The 17,501-nt window shown below is 59.5% G+C and carries 19 protein-coding genes; 15 read left to right on the top strand and 4 right to left on the bottom strand.

The window, feature by feature from the left end:
* Nucleotides 1–19 precede the first annotated feature (19 nt).
* Nucleotides 20–934 (top strand): LysR substrate-binding domain-containing protein, encoded by a 915-nt coding sequence (locus AC1DK4_RS29905; protein WP_441619905.1) that lies wholly within the window; start codon nt 20–22, stop codon nt 932–934.
* 202 nt (nt 935–1,136) lie between these two features.
* Here AC1DK4_RS29905 and AC1DK4_RS29900 read toward each other — a convergent pair whose 3' ends face one another.
* The gene (locus AC1DK4_RS29900) at nt 1,137–1,811 is read right to left on the bottom strand and encodes an RraA family protein (protein WP_441619903.1); all 675 of its coding nucleotides are present in this window, start codon (nt 1,809–1,811) and stop codon (nt 1,137–1,139) included.
* Between the two features lie 111 nt (nt 1,812–1,922).
* Nucleotides 1,923–2,855 (bottom strand): LysR family transcriptional regulator, encoded by a 933-nt coding sequence (locus AC1DK4_RS29895; protein WP_441619901.1) that lies wholly within the window; start codon nt 2,853–2,855, stop codon nt 1,923–1,925.
* A 106-nt stretch (nt 2,856–2,961) separates the two neighbouring features.
* On the opposite strand from AC1DK4_RS29895, the gene AC1DK4_RS29890 reads away from it, so the two are divergent.
* From AC1DK4_RS29890 to AC1DK4_RS29830, 13 genes are all read left to right on the top strand, one after another.
* Nucleotides 2,962–3,630 carry an RraA family protein gene (locus AC1DK4_RS29890; protein WP_441619899.1) on the top strand — a complete coding sequence of 223 codons (669 nt, stop codon included), beginning with the start codon at nt 2,962–2,964 and terminating at the stop codon, nt 3,628–3,630.
* Entirely contained in the window at nt 3,627–4,283 is a 657-nt protein-coding gene (locus AC1DK4_RS29885) for an RraA family protein (protein WP_441619897.1), read from the top strand. Before AC1DK4_RS29890 ends, AC1DK4_RS29885 begins: the two co-directional genes overlap by 4 nt.
* Nucleotides 4,283–5,497 carry a pyridoxal phosphate-dependent aminotransferase gene (locus AC1DK4_RS29880; RefSeq protein ID WP_441619895.1) on the top strand — a complete coding sequence of 405 codons (1,215 nt, stop codon included), beginning with the start codon at nt 4,283–4,285 and terminating at the stop codon, nt 5,495–5,497. The genes AC1DK4_RS29885 and AC1DK4_RS29880 overlap by 1 nt, the downstream gene beginning before the upstream one ends.
* A 145-nt stretch (nt 5,498–5,642) precedes the next feature.
* Nucleotides 5,643–6,422: an alpha/beta fold hydrolase gene (locus AC1DK4_RS29875; protein WP_441619893.1), complete on the top strand. Its 780-nt coding sequence runs from the start codon at nt 5,643–5,645 to the stop codon at nt 6,420–6,422.
* A gap of 57 nt (nt 6,423–6,479) precedes the next feature.
* Nucleotides 6,480–7,388: a LysR family transcriptional regulator gene (locus tag AC1DK4_RS29870; protein ID WP_441619892.1), complete on the top strand. Its 909-nt coding sequence runs from the start codon at nt 6,480–6,482 to the stop codon at nt 7,386–7,388.
* 332 nt (nt 7,389–7,720) lie between these two features.
* Nucleotides 7,721–8,347 carry a hypothetical protein gene (locus AC1DK4_RS29865; protein WP_441619890.1) on the top strand — a complete coding sequence of 209 codons (627 nt, stop codon included), beginning with the start codon at nt 7,721–7,723 and terminating at the stop codon, nt 8,345–8,347.
* A gap of 65 nt (nt 8,348–8,412) precedes the next feature.
* A complete protein-coding gene (locus AC1DK4_RS29860; RefSeq protein WP_441620020.1) occupies nt 8,413–9,672 on the top strand; it encodes an MFS transporter in 1,260 nt (419 codons plus the stop codon).
* Between the two features lie 63 nt (nt 9,673–9,735).
* On the top strand, nt 9,736–10,437 hold the full coding sequence (gene pxpB, locus AC1DK4_RS29855) for a 5-oxoprolinase subunit PxpB (protein WP_441619888.1): 702 nt from the start codon (nt 9,736–9,738) through the stop codon (nt 10,435–10,437).
* Complete coding sequence (locus AC1DK4_RS29850; protein ID WP_477116860.1) at nt 10,434–11,417, top strand: 5-oxoprolinase subunit C family protein; 984 nt, start codon at nt 10,434–10,436, stop codon at nt 11,415–11,417. Before pxpB ends, AC1DK4_RS29850 begins: the two co-directional genes overlap by 4 nt.
* A gap of 38 nt (nt 11,418–11,455) precedes the next feature.
* Entirely contained in the window at nt 11,456–12,232 is a 777-nt protein-coding gene (locus tag AC1DK4_RS29845; RefSeq protein ID WP_441619885.1) for a LamB/YcsF family protein, read from the top strand.
* 7 nt (nt 12,233–12,239) lie between these two features.
* A complete protein-coding gene (locus tag AC1DK4_RS29840; protein ID WP_441619884.1) occupies nt 12,240–12,713 on the top strand; it encodes an acetyl-CoA carboxylase biotin carboxyl carrier protein in 474 nt (157 codons plus the stop codon).
* Complete coding sequence (gene accC / locus AC1DK4_RS29835; protein WP_477131958.1) at nt 12,706–14,082, top strand: acetyl-CoA carboxylase biotin carboxylase subunit; 1,377 nt, start codon at nt 12,706–12,708, stop codon at nt 14,080–14,082. Before AC1DK4_RS29840 ends, accC begins: the two co-directional genes overlap by 8 nt.
* A 268-nt stretch (nt 14,083–14,350) precedes the next feature.
* The gene (locus AC1DK4_RS29830) at nt 14,351–14,485 is read left to right on the top strand and encodes a hypothetical protein (RefSeq protein WP_441619881.1); all 135 of its coding nucleotides are present in this window, start codon (nt 14,351–14,353) and stop codon (nt 14,483–14,485) included.
* Nucleotides 14,486–14,764: 279 nt separating this feature from the next.
* Here AC1DK4_RS29830 and AC1DK4_RS29825 read toward each other — a convergent pair whose 3' ends face one another.
* Nucleotides 14,765–15,196 carry a winged helix-turn-helix transcriptional regulator gene (locus AC1DK4_RS29825; RefSeq protein WP_441619879.1) on the bottom strand — a complete coding sequence of 144 codons (432 nt, stop codon included), beginning with the start codon at nt 15,194–15,196 and terminating at the stop codon, nt 14,765–14,767.
* Between the two features lie 200 nt (nt 15,197–15,396).
* Between AC1DK4_RS29825 and AC1DK4_RS29820 the strand changes: the two genes are divergently transcribed.
* Nucleotides 15,397–16,404, top strand: coding sequence for a zinc-dependent alcohol dehydrogenase family protein (locus AC1DK4_RS29820; protein ID WP_441619877.1), 1,008 nt, complete (start codon nt 15,397–15,399; stop codon nt 16,402–16,404).
* A 383-nt stretch (nt 16,405–16,787) separates the two neighbouring features.
* Here the strand turns inward: AC1DK4_RS29820 and AC1DK4_RS29815 are convergent, their stop codons facing one another.
* Complete coding sequence (locus AC1DK4_RS29815; protein ID WP_441619875.1) at nt 16,788–17,375, bottom strand: TetR/AcrR family transcriptional regulator; 588 nt, start codon at nt 17,373–17,375, stop codon at nt 16,788–16,790.
* Nucleotides 17,376–17,501 lie beyond the last annotated feature (126 nt).

Here is a 17,501-nt window from a genome sequence, read left to right as displayed (position 1 = left end):
TTCTTGCTAGGATGTGTCCATGTCACAGGACTTCATCAACCCCGCCCGCGTCGATTTCGTCACATTGCGTCTCTTCTGCGCCGTAGCTCAGACCGGCAGCATCACGAAGGGGGCTGAGCGGTGCAATTTGGCGCTCTCGGCTGCGAGCCGCCGCATTTCCGATTTCGAAGCGGCGTCCAAGGCCGTTCTCATGGAGAGAACGGTGCACGGGATACGCCTGACGCCGGCCGGACATGTCGCTCTCCAGCATGCGATGCGACTGTTCCAAGGGTTCGAGCTGTTTAGCAATGAGCTAAGCGAATATTCGAGCGGGTCGCGGGGACACGTCCGGCTATGGGCAAACATGTCTGCCTTGGTCGAATTTCTGCCTTCCGCGTTGGAAAGCTTTCTCCATCTCTACCCGGACACCCGCGTCGAGGTGGAAGAGCAGCTTAGTGGAGACATCGTTCGCGCCTTGGTAGAAGGATTGGCCGACGTGGGAATATTCGTCGAGGGCGCGCCGACACACGGGCTGAACGTGCTTCCGTATCGGACGGACCGTCTGGTCGTCCTTTGCTCCAAGACCCACCCCCTGGCAGCAGTCGACAAAGTCGACTTCCGGAGTTGCCTGTCGTATGACTTTGTCGGCCTGAATCGCGGAAGCTCATTGCTGAACACAATTTCCAGCGCCGCCCACGACATCGGCTTCCCTTTGCGGCTGCGAGTCCAGGTGCGCAGCTTCGACGCGATGTCGGAAATGATTGCCTCGAATCTGGGCATTGGTGTACTGCCGCTCGGAGTTTGCTTCCGGAAGCTGGAGCCTATGGGCTTGAAAGCCATTTGGCTCGAGGATGCCTGGGCAGAAAGACGCCTTCTGATCGCCACGAGCGCTGCCCGCGCGCCTTCCGGCTCGGCCGCACTCCTGGTCGAGCATCTAAGCAAGTCGCCAGATTAAGTGCCCCCGCACCTGCCCGGCGCCCCTCTGGTACGGTGGCAAGAGGCCCCCATTGCGAAGCATTTGGGGGCCGACGAACAGGCAACCTAGGGATACTGAAAGCACTGGACAATGAGGCGACGGTCTCCAGGTGCCATGGAAGCGCCCTGATTGTCGAGAGCTCGGGAGGCGAACTGAACAGCTCCCTTTCTTCACCGCTAAATCAGTACAGGCCGTGAGGCTCAAGCACCTTGCGAAGCCACTCCTGCTCCCTCACGCCGCCCGCGATTTCTGCCATGATTTTCCGCTCGTTCTTCGCGGTGAGGGCGACTGCATCCAGCAGAGCGCTTGCCTGAGACACCGGGAATGAGACTACGCCATCCTCATCTCCAACAACGACGTCGCCTGGAGAGACAATCTGGCCCCCAATCGTCACTGGCGCGTTCATGGACCCCGGTCCCATCTTGTAGGGCCCTCGATGGCTGACACCCCTCGCGTAACACGGGAAATCTGCGTCATGGAACGCGGCCGTGTCGCGGATGGCGCCGTCCAGGACAAAGCCGGCGCAGCCCCGCGCCGCCGCGTATTGCATGATGAGCTCGCCCACAAGGGCGTTCGTACAATCACCGCCGCCGTCGACAACCAGAACGTGGCCGGGTTGCAACTCCATCAAGGCCTTGTAAATCAGGAGATTGTCACCCGGTCGAGCCTTTACCGTGATGGCCGTACCGACAAGCTTGCGGCTGCGGTTGTATCGCTTCAGGCCTGTTACGCCGGACAACCGCTGCAGGTTGTCGCTGATGTGCGGCGTGACCACGTTCCGGAAAGCCTCGATAACTTCGGCAGGCGCGAGGTCTGGAACGGGATTGATTACTAGGTTGGACGTTGCCACTGGCATCTCCTGGAAAGGTCGCGGTGATGTGCGAACTCTCCGGCAACGCCTCACTTCTGTAAATTCCAAATACCGGATGGATTCGATACGCTAAACCTATGGTTAGTCTGGTGGCCCCTATCCCGCCTGGCGTGGCTGGATTAACTTCGACGCAGCCACTTTCCCACTCGAAAGGATGTCGATGGCGGCTTCAACGGCAGGGCTCTGCCTGCTCTTCGACCAGGCCATCGCGGTGGTGACGACATTGACGGCCTCCTTTAACGGACGAACAACAACGCTCTCGGGTGCGGCCTTCTTCATAGACGATGGCACGAGCGCAATACCTTGCCCACAGCCAACAAACGCCACCTGAGTAGCAACGGTTCGTACTTCGTGGAGTATGCGCGGCGAAAAACCCGCGGCGCGGCAAGTTGCGATGATACTGTCGAAGTACGTCGGACTGACAGCACGAGAAAAGATGACGAATGGCTCCTCGGAGAGGCTCGCGAGACGAACCCTGGGCAGGTCCGCGAGCCTGTGGGTCTTCGGTAGAGCAACGGCGAGTCGGTCTTGTTTCAGCGGAACGGCGCCAATGGTTGACCCCAAGTCGCCTTCGAGTCGCGCGAAGGCCAAGTCGATGTCGCCCCTCTCCAGCGCTGGCACCGCGTCGACGCTGTCGATCTCCCTGACTGAGACGGTCAACTGAGGAAATCTCTTCCCCAGTGCGTCAATCAAGCCGGGCAACGTATCGACCAGCGCCGACGAGATCGCGCCAATCGTTAGCACACCCGTGCTGCCGGCAATTGCTTCCTGCACTGCGAGTTCGAGACGGTCCAGTTGCTCTGCGAACTTGCGTACCGCGGGGAGGATTGCCGCCCCAACCGGAGTCAGGGACGCTCCCTTCCTGCCGCGCTCGAAGAGCTTCACTTTAAGCGCCTGTTCCAACACCTGAATCTGCTCCGTCAGCGGCGGCTGGGACATTCCAAGCCGCTTCGCGGCACGCCCGAAATTCCCTTCTTCAGCCACCGCGAGGAACAGATAGAGATGCCGGACAAGCCTGAAGTTAATCATGACGATTGATAGGTTTGGCGTATCGAAAGGTTACTGGATTCGGAATTTACATTCACAACTCTAGCGCCGACAGTATGAACATGGCAACCCCACACACCCTCTCCTCATGAGTACACCTTCACTGCTGGACCGCCTGGCATCGCTCGACACCAATACGGTTTCGGACGCCCTCGACTTCCTCAATCTCCCTGGTGCAACCTTTGGCATTCGCCCGCTTTGGGACTGCCCCAAGATTGTGGGTCGCGCGAGCACCATACAACTTGGCCCCAAGACCGATGCAAAACCGACCGCGCATCTCATCACGCCGGTAGTCGCCCAGATTCAGACTGATGATCGCATTCTGGTAATCGCCGGCGGCATCGATGGCATCTCTTGCTGGGGTGACATCCTCGCCAACGCCGCGGCAGCAAAGCGGGTGCGAGGCTCCGTTATCGACGGCGTGAGCCGCGATATCGAAGGCAGCGAATCCATCGGGTATCCCGTGTTCGGCCGCGGCGTCACGATGATCAGCGCCCGAAACCGCGTGGTGCAGGTCGACGCCGGCAAGCCCGTCGAGTTTGCGGGTGTGGTCGTCAACGAGGACGACTATGTCATCGCAGACCGTTGCGGCACCGTCTTCGTCCCCGCGAGCCGAATTGAGGAAGTGCTCGACCTGGGAGAGCGTATCGCGCGTCGCCAGGACGGCATGGTGCAGGCAGTGCGCGCTGGACGCTCCGTCGAAGAAGTCATGCACGACAAGGAATTCGAAGCCATCAACAGCAAGGAGGCAAAATGACTGACAAGGATCTGGTATCCCTTTTCGAGGGCCTGGACACCCCTGGCGTGTCCGATGCGATGGACCGGCTTGGTCTGCCCGGTCAGTGCCTGGATATTGCGCCGCTGGACAACTACCGCAAGCCTGTGGTCGGCCCGGCTTTCACGGTCAAGTACGTGTCCGCCAGTACCCCTCCCGGCACCGTCGGCGACTTCATTGACGATGTGAACCCCGGCGACGTCATTGTCATCGACAATGACGGCCGCACAGACTGCACAGTCTGGGGCGACATCATGACGCAGTACGCGGGGGCACGCGGCATCGCCGGGACGGTGATTGACGGTGTCTGTCGAGACGTGACGAAAGCTCTCGGCGACGGCTACCCGCTCTTTACGCGCGGCCGGTTCATGCGCACCGGCAAGGACCGCGTGCAGGTCGATTCCGTGAACACACCGATTTCGGTGGGCACTGCCCGCGTCTGCGCTCGCGATATCGTTGTAGCGGATGCCAACGGCGTCGTCGTCATTCCGCGTGAGCGCGCCAAGGAAGTCGCGGAACTAGCACGCAAGATTGAAGATGTGGAATCGCAGATTCGCGAGCACATTGCCAACGGCAAGACACTGGGTGAAGCGCGCGAAGCCCTTGGCTACCATACCTTGCAGAGGAAGGCGTGATGGCAGCCGAACAGCAGCGTTTGAACGTCAATCTTGCCAACGCCCAGCCGTCGGCCACCTACCGCATGATGGACCGCGTCGCAGCAAAGCGCGCGACCGGTGCAAAGATTATTTCCCTGTGTGCGGGAGAGCCCGATTTCGACACGCCGGGTCACATTTGTGAGGCGGCCATCGGCGCCATTCGCAGCGGCCATACTCGCTACACTCAGGTCGCGGGACTGCGCGCCTTGCGGGAAGCCATCGCCGAGAAGTTCAAACGCGAGAACGGCCTCGATACAAGCTGGCAGGACACCATCGTCTGCTCGGGCGGCAAGCAGGTCATCTATAACGCCCTGGCCGCCACGTTGAACACCGGCGACGAGGTCATCGTCCCTGCGCCCTATTGGGTGAGCTATCCCGAGATGGTTCAGCTGTGTGGGGCCACGCCGGTGGTCGTACAGTGTGGCGCCGAGGTAGGCTTCAAGCTGACGCCTGCCGCGTTGGGCAAAGCCATCACGCCGCGCACTCGTTGGCTGATTCTCAATTCCCCATCGAACCCGACCGGTGCCGTCTACTCGCAAGCAGAGTTGGCAGGGCTGGCCGAAGTACTGCTGGCCCATCCCCACGTGCTCATACTGTCGGATGACATCTACGAGCATCTCACCTTCGATGGCGCGCAGTTCCATACCATGGCTCAGGTGGAACCGCGCCTCAAGGACAGGACGCTGACCATGAACGGCGTCTCCAAAGCCTATGCMATGACCGGYTGGCGCATCGGCTTTGGCACCGGGCCGGCCTGGCTGCTCGAGGCGATGGAGAAGCTGCAAGGACAGCAAACCTCTGGCGCCTCCTCAATCTCGCAGCATGCTGCTCTCGCCGCGTTGCAAGGCCCTCAGGATTTCATCTGCGACTCGAAGGCCGTATTTCAGGCGCGGCGAGACATGATGGTGCACCTGCTGAACAATACGCCGGGACTGAGTTGTGCCGTACCGGGCGGCGCATTCTATGCGTTTGCCTCGTGTGAAGGGCTGCTCCGCAAGACCACGCCCGCAGGCACGCTGCTTCGCACAGACGAGGATGTTGCGCTTGCACTGCTTGAGGAAGCGAACGTCGCCGTGGTACACGGCTCCGCATTCGGGCTCGGTCCATACATCCGCATCGCATACGCGCTGGACAACGATTCGCTGCGTAAGGCCTGCGAAGCCATTCGTCGGTTCTGCCTGTCTCTTGAGTGAGATTGGAAGTAGGGTCGGCAACATCACTGGCCCTACGTCGCGACACAACAATATGGCGCCACGGTCGATTGACACTTGTGGAATTCAGGATAACAGCATCCCAATGATAACGACGAACAGAAACACCCGGAAGGAAACTGTATCGATGGAGGTCGACGGCGTGGCGCTTAAAATCGCTGCCATCAGTCGTCCGGGTGAGCGCGCGCCTATCGTGTTCTTGCACGGGTTCGGGTCCACGAAGGAAGACTACGCAGACATCTCCATCAATCGTGCATTCGGTGGCCGTCCCTTCCTTGCCTATGATGCACCTGGCTGTGGAGAGACTGCCTGTGGCGACCTTCGCAAGGTGTGTATTCCCTTCCTGGTCGAGACGGCCAAAGCGATGCTCGCCCATGCAGGCATCGACCGCTTTCATTTGGTCGGGCACTCCATGGGTGGACTCACAGCGCTGATGCTTGCGCATGAGTTGCGCGACCGAGTATTGAGCTTTGTGGACATCGAGGGCAACGTCGCACCGGAAGACTGCTTCCTGAGCAGGCAGATTGTGGACTTCCCCGCCGATGACACTCAAGCGTTCTTCAACGACTTCATCGAACGAAACTGGCACTCCTCGCAGTACTCTTCGCCGCTTTACGCCGCAAGTCTGCGTCACAAGGTCCGTGCGCAGGCGGTGTCCGGCATCTTCACGTCGATGGTGCACCTGTCGGACCATGGCGACCTCATGGGCAAGTTCTTGTCGTTACCTTTCCCGAGGATGTTCATGTACGGTGAACAGAATAGTTATCTGACGTACTTGCCGCTCCTGGCCAAGTCCGGCGTCGAACTCGCGGAAATCAGCGATTGTGGCCACTTTCCGATGTACTCCAATCCGGTGGAGATGTGGCGACGCATCGATGCGTTCGTAACAAGTGCTGAGCGCCGCTGACGTCGCCGTAGCGCCGGAAGGTAGTTGCAGCGGCATGAAACCGGGCCTTGTACTCACATGAACACTCGCTTTCTTGAGAGCTTCATCCTTGTCGTGCAGTTAGGTAGCTTTCGCGCCGCTGCCGAAAAGCTCCACATCACCCAGGCCACGATTTCCAATCGTATTGCATCACTGGAGGAAGAAATCGGCGCCCGGGTTTTTTCCCGAGATGCGGGGGACTTGCGCCTGACGCCGGTAGGCATGCGGCTGATACCGCTTGGCGAGCGGGTTCTCGAGATGCAGAAGTACATCATGCAGCTCGGACAGTCGGACCAGAACGTGCTCGGCAGTGTTCGCATCGGTGCAATTGATACCGTGGTCCACACTTGGCTCGTGGGCTTCATCGAGCATCTCCAGTCATCCTATCCGGGAATTGAAGTCCAGCTGAGTTCTGAGTCCACCGACCGACTGAACAAGAGTCTTCGCGACGGGGATGTCGATATTGCCCTCCAGACCGACCAGCTGGCCGGAGATGGTGTCGTTAGCACGACCTGCCTCCCAATGCGGATGGGATGGGTTGGGCCTGGCAATAAAGGCGAGCGCAAGGTAGCCGTCCGGGAGCTGCTTACCCAACCAGTGGTCACAATGAGCCGTGGCTCTCAGCCTTACCTTGTGCTTAGGGACGTGTATCGGCGCGCTGGTGTGCCAATGGGAAAGGTGCATTGCGTTAATTCGATAGCTGCGCTTGCTCGACTGGTGCGATGCGGTTTTGGAAACGCATTAATACCACTGCCGCCGGTACGCGAGGAGGTTGTCAGGGGTGAGCTGCGGATTATCGAAACTGACATGCCGCTCCCGCCTCAGGGCCTGATTGTCAGCTATCTGGAAAGCCGCGAATCCGACGCCATCAAACTTGTCGCCGAATTGGCTTGCCAGGAAGCAGACCGATTTATGCGCTCAATGCCCGCATCATTCTCGCCGCATTGATGCGGACTCACCGATCCGCACGCAGCATTTCTTGGTTCCGGGAGCACCTTGAGCCCCTCCCAGGGATTACCCTAGCCCCCATATTCCGAATAAACCGAAGTCTTCCATGGCCAGATGAATAGGGATTACCCTCGCCACAAAAGCTCCAGAAGGCACTTGATGCACCAGAAATGCCCCATTTTCGATCGCCCTGGTGCACCAACCCTTAAGGGTCGAAAGAAAGTCTATTAGGTAGTCGAAAAAATTCCCGTTTGTGCCTCACTACGTCGTCTTAGTAGCATTCAAATTACCAAAACGAGCGAGGTGGGGAAATGACAGAGAATAGACTTGGCATGCTTTTTGTCGCATCGGATATTCGCCCTGAAGATGAAATAGATTTCAACGCCTGGTATGACCGGGAACATATTGAAGAGCGGGTCCGGATGGAAGGAGTTATCTCGGCGGCTCGTTATATTGCGGTAACTGGTCGTCCGAAATATCTGGGCCTGTATTGGGCGGAATCGATTTCAGTATTTTCTTCACCGGCATATTCCCATGCCTTCAAGAACCAGACTCCCTGGTCCATGAAGGTACTGCCGAAAATGCTCCTCCCAACGCGCCGGATTGGCGACGTTTCCGCAGACGTCGGTCAAGGCAGTGGAGGTTGGGTCGCAGTGCTCCCGCTGAATGCCGCCACTCCTGACGTGGAAGGGAATTGCAAGAACGTGGGGGCCCTACTTGCGGAAGACAATGCGTTCGTCCGCTCATACCTCATCAGCCCGAATGACGAGCTCAGCCGCCCGCTCCCCCTTGAGGACCTTGCCACGCGCAAGATGCGTCCGCTCTACATCATCGAAAGCAGCAACTCCGCTTCGAACGAAGCTGCCTTGCGCCATGCCATCGAAGCCCTTCCCTGTTCGCCGGCCGATGCAGCCCGCTATCAGCTGACGTGGAAGCTGTCTCGCGAGGAGTTGAAGTAATGGACAACACAACGATTTTTTCGCCAACAGGCGAGTTGGCCAATGTCGCGGCTCCGCGTCAAAAGATGCGGCGCCTCGCTGCCGCGAGTTCAATTGGTACGACGCTGGAATGGTACGACTTCACGGTCTACAACCTCATGGCGGCGCTCGTCTTCAACAGCGTGTTCTTTCCGTCGGTGGACCCGTTGTCTGGAACCATCCTGGCCTTCTCGACCTACGCCGTCGGATACCTGTCACGGCCTTTCGGCGGCATTGTCTTCGGCCACCTCGGTGACAAGCTCGGGCGACGCTTCGTCCTGGTCGCCACGTTGGTGCTGATGGGTGCGTCGACTGGCCTCATGGGTATGTTGCCCACCTATGAAGTCTGGGGAATCTGGAGTCCCATCCTGCTGGTCGCGCTWCGTTTCCTCCAGGGCGTCTCGATTGGAGGTGAATGGGCGGGTGCCGTGCTGCTTTCGATGGAGCATGGCAGCCAGGAACAACGTGGGCGCAATGCATCTTTCGCCCAGGTTGGACCTGCCTGTGGCACGTTGCTAGGTGCGGGCTTCATTACCTTCTTCACCTACTTCCTCCCCACCGAAGCGTTCCACGCGTGGGGCTGGCGGATTCCTTTCCTTTCAAGTGTATTTCTCGTTGCATTTGGTCTGTGGCTGCGCCGCGGCGTGGACGAGACGCCGATGTTCGAGCAGCTCGAGCGGGGCCATAGCAAAGCCAAGATGCCGCTGAAGGAAGTACTCCACAGCTACTGGCGGCGTCTGCTGATTGCGGGTGCCGTGAGAATCGGCTCCGACATTGTCTACGGCCTGCTCGTGGTTTTCACGCTCACTTACGTGACGACAGTGCTCAAGCTGCCTCGCTCTCTGGCGCTGACCGCAACCATGCTCGGCGCTGCTCTCCATGCAGTTTCGGTGCCACTCTTCGGCGCGCTCAGCGACAAGCTCGGCCGGAGATTTGTGTATGGCGCGGGCACCGTGTTGTCGATTGGCTGGGCGTTTGCATACTTTGCGCTGATGAACACCCTCGACCCGGTGAACATCTGTATCGCCGTCGTAGTCGGCATGTTGTTCCAGGCCATGATGTACGGCCCACAAGCTGCCTTTGTGACGGAACAGTTCCCGACGCGTGTCCGGTATGCGGGAGCATCGCTTGCAGCGACGCTGGGCGGCATCATCGGCGGGGGATTTGCGCCCCTCGTCTTCGCCAGCCTCTACAAGACATATCAGTCGTCCACCCCCCTCTCGCTCTACATCGGAGCTGGCCTGCTGGTCACTTTGGCCAGCCTGCTCGCAGCCAAGGAAACGGCTCACAAGCCGCTGGAACACTGACCAGTCCCGGCCGCTGCGTCATTGCGCGGCCGGACCCCGACTCGCAACCGGCATCTTTCAAGCATGACGCTCACACTGGAACTGGCAGCGCCCGACAACACCATCGCTGCCCACATTCACGCCGCGGGCTCCGGCGCGCTCTTGCTCGACGCTTCCACAGGCGCTTTCGACAACGACATCCAGTCATTCCTGCTTTCACTGGCCAGCAAGTTGCGTCAGCGCTTAGGGAAGGCTACGCCGCATGAGGTGATACTCGGCATCAACAACCTCCTCCTGACATTCGACCCCCTCCAGCTTCACCCTCGTAAAGCGCAGGCGCTGATGCGCCAGCTATGGGAGTCCGCAACGCCGTCGCACCGCTGCGGCAGGCATTTCGACATCCCCGTCACCTACGGCGGCGAGTATGGCGAGGACTTGAAGAACCTCGCAGAAGGCGCGGCACTCACCATAGACGAGTATGTCCTTCGGCATAGCTCAGGGGTCTACACCGTTGCGTGCGTTGGCTCAATGCCCGGATTCGCGTACATGACGGGACTTCCGGAAGCGCTTTCAGTGCCTCGCCGAAGCACGCCACGCATGAAGGTCCGGAAGGGCTCGGTGATTGTGGGCGGCAGCCAGGCCGGCGTCATGCCATGCACAGCGCCGTCAGGCTGGCATCTCGTCGGCATGACCGACCGGGAGATGTTTGACGCAACCAAGGACAGTCCGTGCTTGCTCGCGCCCGGGGACACGGTCAGATTCAGCATCAAGGAGATTGTGGCGTGATAGAGATTCTCTCGAACGGTGCGCCAAACGTAGTGCAGGACCTCGGACGCTACGGATGCATGCGTTACGGCGTCAGCCGCAGCGGCGCCATGGACCCTTTCGCCCTGTCGTTCGGTAACGCGCTGGTAGGAAATGACCGTGGGGAAGCGGGCATCGAAATCAACCTGTTCCCATTTCGCGTCAAGTTCCACGAGGACACACGTTTTGCCGTGACAGGCGCAGACGCCAAGGCAAGCCTGGACGAACACCGCCTCGCGCCCTGGTGGGGCCGTACTGCTTCGGCGGGGCAGACCCTTGTCATCGAGCGCCCGCGGCGCGGGGCCCGAGCCTACTTGACCATTGGTGGCGGCATCGACGTCAAACCAATCATGGGCTCGAAGTCGACCGACCTGAAAGGCACCTTCGGTGGTGCCTCGGGTCGCGGCTTGATGCGTGGGGACCGCCTGGCGGTCGGCAATGAGCTATCGGCTTCGGACCGTCCCTGGAAGGTCGGGCTCGGCGTGGTTCCTGAGGGCTTGCTCGATTATTGGGATGAATTGAGCACGAACTGCATCACCGTCCGTGTACTGCCTGCTGCGGAGTTCGAGCGATTCACGCCCGAGTCGCAGACGGCCTTCTTGCAAGATGTGTTCAAGGTGACGCCAGACGCAAATCGCGTTGGATATCGACTCAACGGACCGGTGCTGAACCAATCGCAGCACGTCGAACTGCTCTCTCACGGCATCGTCGCAGGAACCATTCAGGTCCCCCCGTCGGGTCAAGCCATCGTCCAGCTTGCAGAAGCTAATACGTGCGGCGGCTACCCGAAGATTGCCACTGTGATTGAAGCCGACTTGTGGAAGCTCTCGCAAGCTCCTATCGGTTGCGGAATTCGATTCGGGCTCACCGACATTGATACTGCGATAGCCGCACTTCAAACGAGACGCGACGAAGAACTACGCATCAGGGACACCCTGGCAATGATGTCCGGGCGCGCCTAGCCAGCCGCCTCCCAAACCTCAACAAGGAACCGAGAATCATGAGCACACAAAATAGCGCCATCGAAGTAGACCTTAATTCCGATATGGGTGAGGGTTTCGGCGCCTACCGTATGGGCGATGATGCTGCCATCCTCGAGATTGTCACCTCCGCCAATGTCGCTTGTGGATTGCACGCGGGCGACCCGGAAATCATGGCGAAGACGTTCGCGCTGGCAAAGGCTCGTGGCGTCGCTGTGGGCGCCCATCCTGGCTTCCCCGACCTGTGGGGCTTCGGTCGTCGCGTCATTCCGTTCACGCACGGCGAAATTGAACGTCTGGTTGCGTATCAGATTGGCGCGGCGCAAGCGCTGTCCCGATATGCCGGTCACCCGATTACCTACGTCAAGGCACACGGTGCGCTCGGAAACCTGACGCAGACTGACGAAGCCGTCGCGAAAGCCATTGCACGTGCAATCAAGGCGGTCGACCCGAGCCTTACCTGCATGACTTTCGCTGGCGCTGCAATGGAGCGCGTGGCTTCCGAGATGGGCTTGTCTGTGCGGCGCGAGGTCTTCGCCGACCGTGCATATACCGAGGAGGGGAACCTGGTACATCGCTCCGTGCCCGGCGCAGTGCTGCACGACGGCGACGAAGCGGCGGCCCGCATGCTGCGGATGGTCCGGGCCGGCGCCATTGAAACTATTTCCGGGAAGCTTCTCCCCGTCCAGATTGACACCATCTGCGTCCATAGCGACACGCCCGGTGCCATCCAGATGGCGGCGAAAGTCCGTTGCACGCTCGAGGGCGCTGGCATCGTGGTCAAGTCATTCAGCTGAGGAACACATGGACCTGAAGTTCGTGCAAACGCTGCTCGACGTCCTTGAAAGCTCAACGGCGCTCAGCGAAATCGAATATGGCGACGGGCAGCGACAGGTGAAGCTCGAGAGGCGCTCATCACGCCCTAGCCCCACCGCCGGGACGTCCGAACAACTTGTGGCGGATCTGGCGCCTGCGTTGGCGGAAGAGGCCGACGGCCCCGAGGCCCCCACGGCGACGACCACTCGAAATAGTGTGATTGCGGGGATGATTGGCACCTTCTATCGCTCTCCTGCCCCGAACCAACCCTCGTTCGTGTCGGTTGGTGACACCGTCGAGGAAGGCCAAACCTTGGCAATCGTGGAAGCAATGAAGCTGCTCAACCCGATTGAATCCGACCGTGCAGGACGGATTGCGGAGATTCTCGTTGCCGACGGCGCGGCGATCTCCGCCGACACACCGCTATTTGTCATCGAGAAGCTGGAGGCAGCCCATGTTTGATACTGTCCTCATAGCGAACCGTGGTGAGATTGCACTGAGAATTCTGCGTGCTTGTCRCAAACTCGGACTCAAGACGGTAGCGGCTCACTCCGAGGCGGATGCCACGCTTCGACATGTCGCATTGGCGGACAAGGCGATATGCATCGGCCCTGCTCCATCGTCGAAGAGCTACCTGAATCACCAAGAGATTCTTCTCGCCGCGAAGGCAACAGGCGCGGGAGCCGTGCATCCTGGATACGGCTTTCTCTCCGAGAATGCCTCGTTTGCTGCTGCAGTCGAGAGCGCCGGACTTGTTTTCGTGGGACCGACCTCCGAATCCATCCGGCTGATGGGTGACAAGGTGAGCGCCAAGCAGGCCATGGCAAAAGCTGGTGTTCCCTGCGTTCCTGGCTCAGATGGCCCACTGTCAGAAGAACCAGACCGCATTGTTGACGTCGCAGAGCGCGTCGGATACCCGCTTATTGTCAAGGCGGCGGGCGGTGGTGGCGGTAGAGGTATGCGCGTCGTCGAGAGCCCTGCCGAGTTGGTCAATGCGGTAGCGGTGACGCGGGAGGAAGCTGGCCGCGCATTCGGGAATCCCACTGTCTATCTGGAGCGGTATCTGAAGACGCCGCGCCACGTCGAAATCCAGATCTTGGCCGACACGCACGGCAATGCCGTCTGGCTGGGTGAGCGAGACTGCTCCACGCAACGACGTCATCAGAAGCTCATTGAAGAGTCTCCGGCACCAGGCATCGCCCGAAGCGAGATAGCAAAGATCGGAGAGCTCTGCGCGCAAGCGTGCGTCCAGATTGGATACCGCGGCGCCGGCACGTTCGAGTTCCTGTACGAAAACGGTGAATTCTTCTTCATCGAGATGAATACGCGTGTTCAGGTCGAGCATCCCGTGACCGAACTCGTCACCGGTATTGACATCGTTGCCGAACAGCTTCGCATTGCGCGCGGCGAGAAGCTCAGCGTGAAGCAGTGCGATGTCTCCTTTTCCGGCCACTCCATTGAATGCCGCATCAACGCCGAGCACCCATGGAAGTTCACGCCCTGCCCCGGAGAAATCCTCGATTGGATTGCACCTGGCGGGCCGGGTGTCCGCGTGGATTCACATGTGTATCCGGGCTATGTCGTGCCACCGCACTATGACTCCCTCATTGCGAAGCTCGTGGTACATGGCGTCACTCGGGAGGAGGCCATAGCGCGAATGAAGGCCGCGCTTGACGAGGTTCGGATCGAAGGAATTCAGACAACTGTGCCATTGCATCGCAAGCTGATGGATGAACCCACCTTCGTCGCTGGCGGCGCAGACATCCACTACCTGGAAAGACTGCTATCGCTGTGGGACGCAGCTTCAAAGGAGGGCAATGATGAACACTGAAGAGCTTACCTCCCTGGTCGCCAGACTTGAGCGAGCCGGCGTTTCGGAGTTGACGTGTGGGGATGGCACTCGAACCTTGACGCTACGCTTTGCCGACGTGGCCGCATCGCCGAGCGATGCACATGGGACGACTGTAACGACCCGCTCAATCGTCGCCCCCCAGCCTGCGCGGCGCAAGGAAGTCCTATCTGATGCAACTGGCGCATTCAGTCGAGCACACCCTCTCGCGGCTGAGACATCTACCGATGCGGTAAAGCAGGGAGACCACGTGGGCTACCTGACCATTGACTCGGTATTGAGCGCCATCATCGCTCCGGCAGATGGGATGGCTGGAAACCAGCTTGTGGACGATGGCGAGACTGTTGGGTACGGCGATGCCGTTCTCGAACTCCACGACGCGTAGTCCGCCCTTGCACCACCCGTAGCTTGCATCCCCCCGAAAGGACAACGTATGAACCGCCTTACCACTACTGTGATCGCCGCTGTTTCCCTTTTCTGCACGCCTTTCATCGCGAGTGCCGCTGACTTAGCGAACAATTACAGAAAGGTACGTCGATCCACCGCTGGAGCGTGCGCTACGCGATCGCGCGCGCAAGTGTCTCCAGATTGTGAACAGCGCACTACATAGATCCTCAGTATCGGGATATTGGGGACACTCTGGTAAGGCAACCCAACCCGCGCCTTATGCGGGACAAGTCCGACATCCCGACACTGCGGCCCTCAAGTCCTTGTCGTGCGAAGGCGGCGCGTCTGTATTGCCCTCGTTGCCTGGCGCAATGTCTTTGGCGCCGCGTGCCTGATAGGAGTCACCCCACTCCCTCAGGCTGATCAGCAACGGCGCGAGCGTTTCACCAAAGGGCGTCAGCTCGTATTCGACCTTTGGCGGGATCTGCGGATAGACATGGCGCGCAACGATGCCGTCCGCCTCCAGTTCGCGCAGTTGCAGCGTCAGCATGCGTTGCGTGGTGTTTGGCATCAGTCGTGTAAGTTCCATAAATCGCTTCTTTTCGCGCAACAAATGAAAGAGGATCAGCGGCTTCCATAAGCCGCCGATCACGGAGAGCGTCACTTCGACGGCGCAGCCACTCTTGCTGTCCAGGCGTTTTGGTCGCATAGCTTTATACCTACATGATTGGTAGTACCTGAGTTAATTGTACGTTCTTGCGGTAATCAACGCAGACCCGGAAAATCATGACGTACGTGGTCGCGGATCTTCCTCGGCCGCGCGCACCGATCAATGCGCGCTCTGGCCTACTCGACGCAGAAGCCGCATCGCGCAGTGCACCCGTCAATCGATTACCAGGAGTTACTTCGATGAAAGCTATTACTTTGCGCCAACCCGCCACATTGGAGCACCTCGAGCGCGTGGATCTCGCCGATCCCGGTTCGCCGGCGCCGGGAGAAATCCGCGTACGCATCCACGCAAGCTCGCTCAATTTCCATGATTTGGGTGTAGTCACAGGACGCATGCACACCGATGACGGTCGCATTCCCATGTCGGACGGCGCAGGCGTTGTCGAAGCGATCGGCGACGGCGTAACCGAATTTTCGGTCGGCGACGCGGTCGTATCGACGTTCTTCCCATCGTGGCTTGACGGCGGTCCGACACAAGCCGATTTTTCGACGACACCGGGCGACGGCGTCGATGGATACGCGCGGGAAGCCGTCGTCCGCCCAGCCCAGTGGTTCACGCTCGCGCCGCGAGGCTACAGCCATACGGAGGCTGCGACTTTGACTACTGCCGGGCTGACCGCGTGGCGCGCCCTGGTTGTCGACAGCGCGCTGAAGGCCGGCGACACGGTGCTTGTCCAGGGTACGGGAGGCGTCTCGATCTTCGCGCTGCAGTTCGCCAAGCAGATGGGTGCGACGGTGATTGCAACCTCGTCGTCCGACGAGAAGCTGGAAAAGGCCCGCGCGCTAGGCGCCGATCACTTGATCAACTACCGACGCGATACCGATTGGGCTGCGAAGGTACTCGAAATCACGAACGGTCGCGGCGTCGACAATGTTGTCGAAGTGGGCGGTCCGGACACGCTGGGACAGTCGATCCGTGCCTGCCGGATCGGTGGCCACATCGCGCTGATCGGCGTATTGACCGGCATTGCCGGTCAAGTGCCGACGGTTTCCCTGATGCTTCGTCAACAGAAGTTGCAGGGGCTCATTGTCGGCAGCCGCAAGAATCAGGTCGACATGGTGCGCGCGATCGACGCAACTGGCATGAAGCCCGCGATTGACCGTACGTTTCCACTCGACGAGATTGCCGACGCGTTTCGCTACCAGGCAGCTGGCAAGCATTTCGGCAAAGTTTGCCTGTCGATTTGAAGATTTGAGCGACGGAAGTCTCGGAGCGCCGTGGGGAATTGTTGCATAAACCCTGGTGCCGTACGGGCAAGTGAGTCCCCTTCCCTCTTCGGGAGCCGCGCATTTTCTGGCGGCTTTGCCGTCTCAACTCGGCCTCGGCGCTGGAAACCACAAGACGATGGTCGAGGGGGACGCATTGCGCAGACGGCGCTTGATATCGCTGCCGTTGCTGCGCAAAAACAAAACGCGGGAACTAGTCCCAGCTCTCAAGACCAACTGATACGCGCCCACCCTGATCCTTGCTGCCGTGCGGCTACGCCCCCCAGCAAGTAAGCGCTTTCTTTGGCGCCATGCCGCCTAGGTGGATTAGGCCACACAGGCCGTTTGGCGACCAACTCAGTTGCTCAGTCCTTGAGTTTCGGAGCTAGGATCACACCAAAGATGACAGCCAGAAAATCCTTGAATGCCTCCTCGTCTTTCGACACCTTTGCTCGGATTAGCGCTCCCTGCCAAGCGTTCAGCACGAACCTACCGAGGACCTGTCGGTCGATCAAATCGCTGATCACTCCCGTGGCCTGCGCCTCCCCGATTACTCTGGCTATTTCGGCAGACCAGCCCCGGTAATAATTCGCAAACTCAACCCTTGCCGCCTCATGGGAGTCGGCCATTTCTGAACTCAGCGAACCCAACAAACAACCACTCCGGTAGCCGCGTTCGCGCACCACCTTCCAATTGGCACGGAAGTGGCGCTTCATCCGTTCCAGTGGCTCATATTTTTGGTCGCGCAGGATTTCGATCCCGTGCTGACTGACGTAGACGCTTAACGCCTCAAGCGCCAGTTCTTCCTTACTTTCAAAATGGTTATAGAACGAGCCCTTAGGCACGCCGGCGGCTTCCGTCAAGTCTTGAACGCTTGAGGCATTGAAGCCTTGCGCCTGGAAAACCTCCAGCGCGGCATCCACAAGCTGTGGTCGAACGCTCACTCTTCCCATGTCTAAATTGGCTCCCGCGCACAGTTCTAGGTCATACCGTCATTGTGCCTGTCTCGAGCGGAATGCACAATATGACCAATCGTCTTATACTACCGACCGCTGCCGCGTCAGTTGGCGTGGGCGAAC

The sequence above is a fragment of the Cupriavidus sp. 05N38 genome (genome assembly GCF_056397345.1).
This window is presented reverse-complemented; position numbering and strand designations above follow the sequence as displayed.

Excerpts from the sequence above, each read along its gene's own strand:
- AC1DK4_RS29905 (WP_441619905.1), top strand. The coding sequence starts at position 20 with ATGTCACAGGACTTCATCAACCCCGCCCGCGTCGATTTCGTCACATTG.
- AC1DK4_RS29900 (WP_441619903.1), bottom strand. The coding sequence starts at position 1,811 with ATGCCAGTGGCAACGTCCAACCTAGTAATCAATCCCGTTCCAGACCTC.
- AC1DK4_RS29895 (WP_441619901.1), bottom strand. The coding sequence starts at position 2,855 with ATGATTAACTTCAGGCTTGTCCGGCATCTCTATCTGTTCCTCGCGGTG.
- AC1DK4_RS29890 (WP_441619899.1), top strand. The coding sequence starts at position 2,962 with ATGAGTACACCTTCACTGCTGGACCGCCTGGCATCGCTCGACACCAAT.
- AC1DK4_RS29885 (WP_441619897.1), top strand. The coding sequence starts at position 3,627 with ATGACTGACAAGGATCTGGTATCCCTTTTCGAGGGCCTGGACACCCCT.
- AC1DK4_RS29875 (WP_441619893.1), top strand. The coding sequence starts at position 5,643 with ATGGAGGTCGACGGCGTGGCGCTTAAAATCGCTGCCATCAGTCGTCCG.
- AC1DK4_RS29870 (WP_441619892.1), top strand. The coding sequence starts at position 6,480 with ATGAACACTCGCTTTCTTGAGAGCTTCATCCTTGTCGTGCAGTTAGGT.
- AC1DK4_RS29865 (WP_441619890.1), top strand. The coding sequence starts at position 7,721 with ATGCTTTTTGTCGCATCGGATATTCGCCCTGAAGATGAAATAGATTTC.
- pxpB (WP_441619888.1), top strand. The coding sequence starts at position 9,736 with ATGACGCTCACACTGGAACTGGCAGCGCCCGACAACACCATCGCTGCC.
- AC1DK4_RS29845 (WP_441619885.1), top strand. The coding sequence starts at position 11,456 with ATGAGCACACAAAATAGCGCCATCGAAGTAGACCTTAATTCCGATATG.
- AC1DK4_RS29840 (WP_441619884.1), top strand. The coding sequence starts at position 12,240 with ATGGACCTGAAGTTCGTGCAAACGCTGCTCGACGTCCTTGAAAGCTCA.
- AC1DK4_RS29825 (WP_441619879.1), bottom strand. The coding sequence starts at position 15,196 with ATGCGACCAAAACGCCTGGACAGCAAGAGTGGCTGCGCCGTCGAAGTG.
- AC1DK4_RS29820 (WP_441619877.1), top strand. The coding sequence starts at position 15,397 with ATGAAAGCTATTACTTTGCGCCAACCCGCCACATTGGAGCACCTCGAG.
- AC1DK4_RS29815 (WP_441619875.1), bottom strand. The coding sequence starts at position 17,375 with ATGGGAAGAGTGAGCGTTCGACCACAGCTTGTGGATGCCGCGCTGGAG.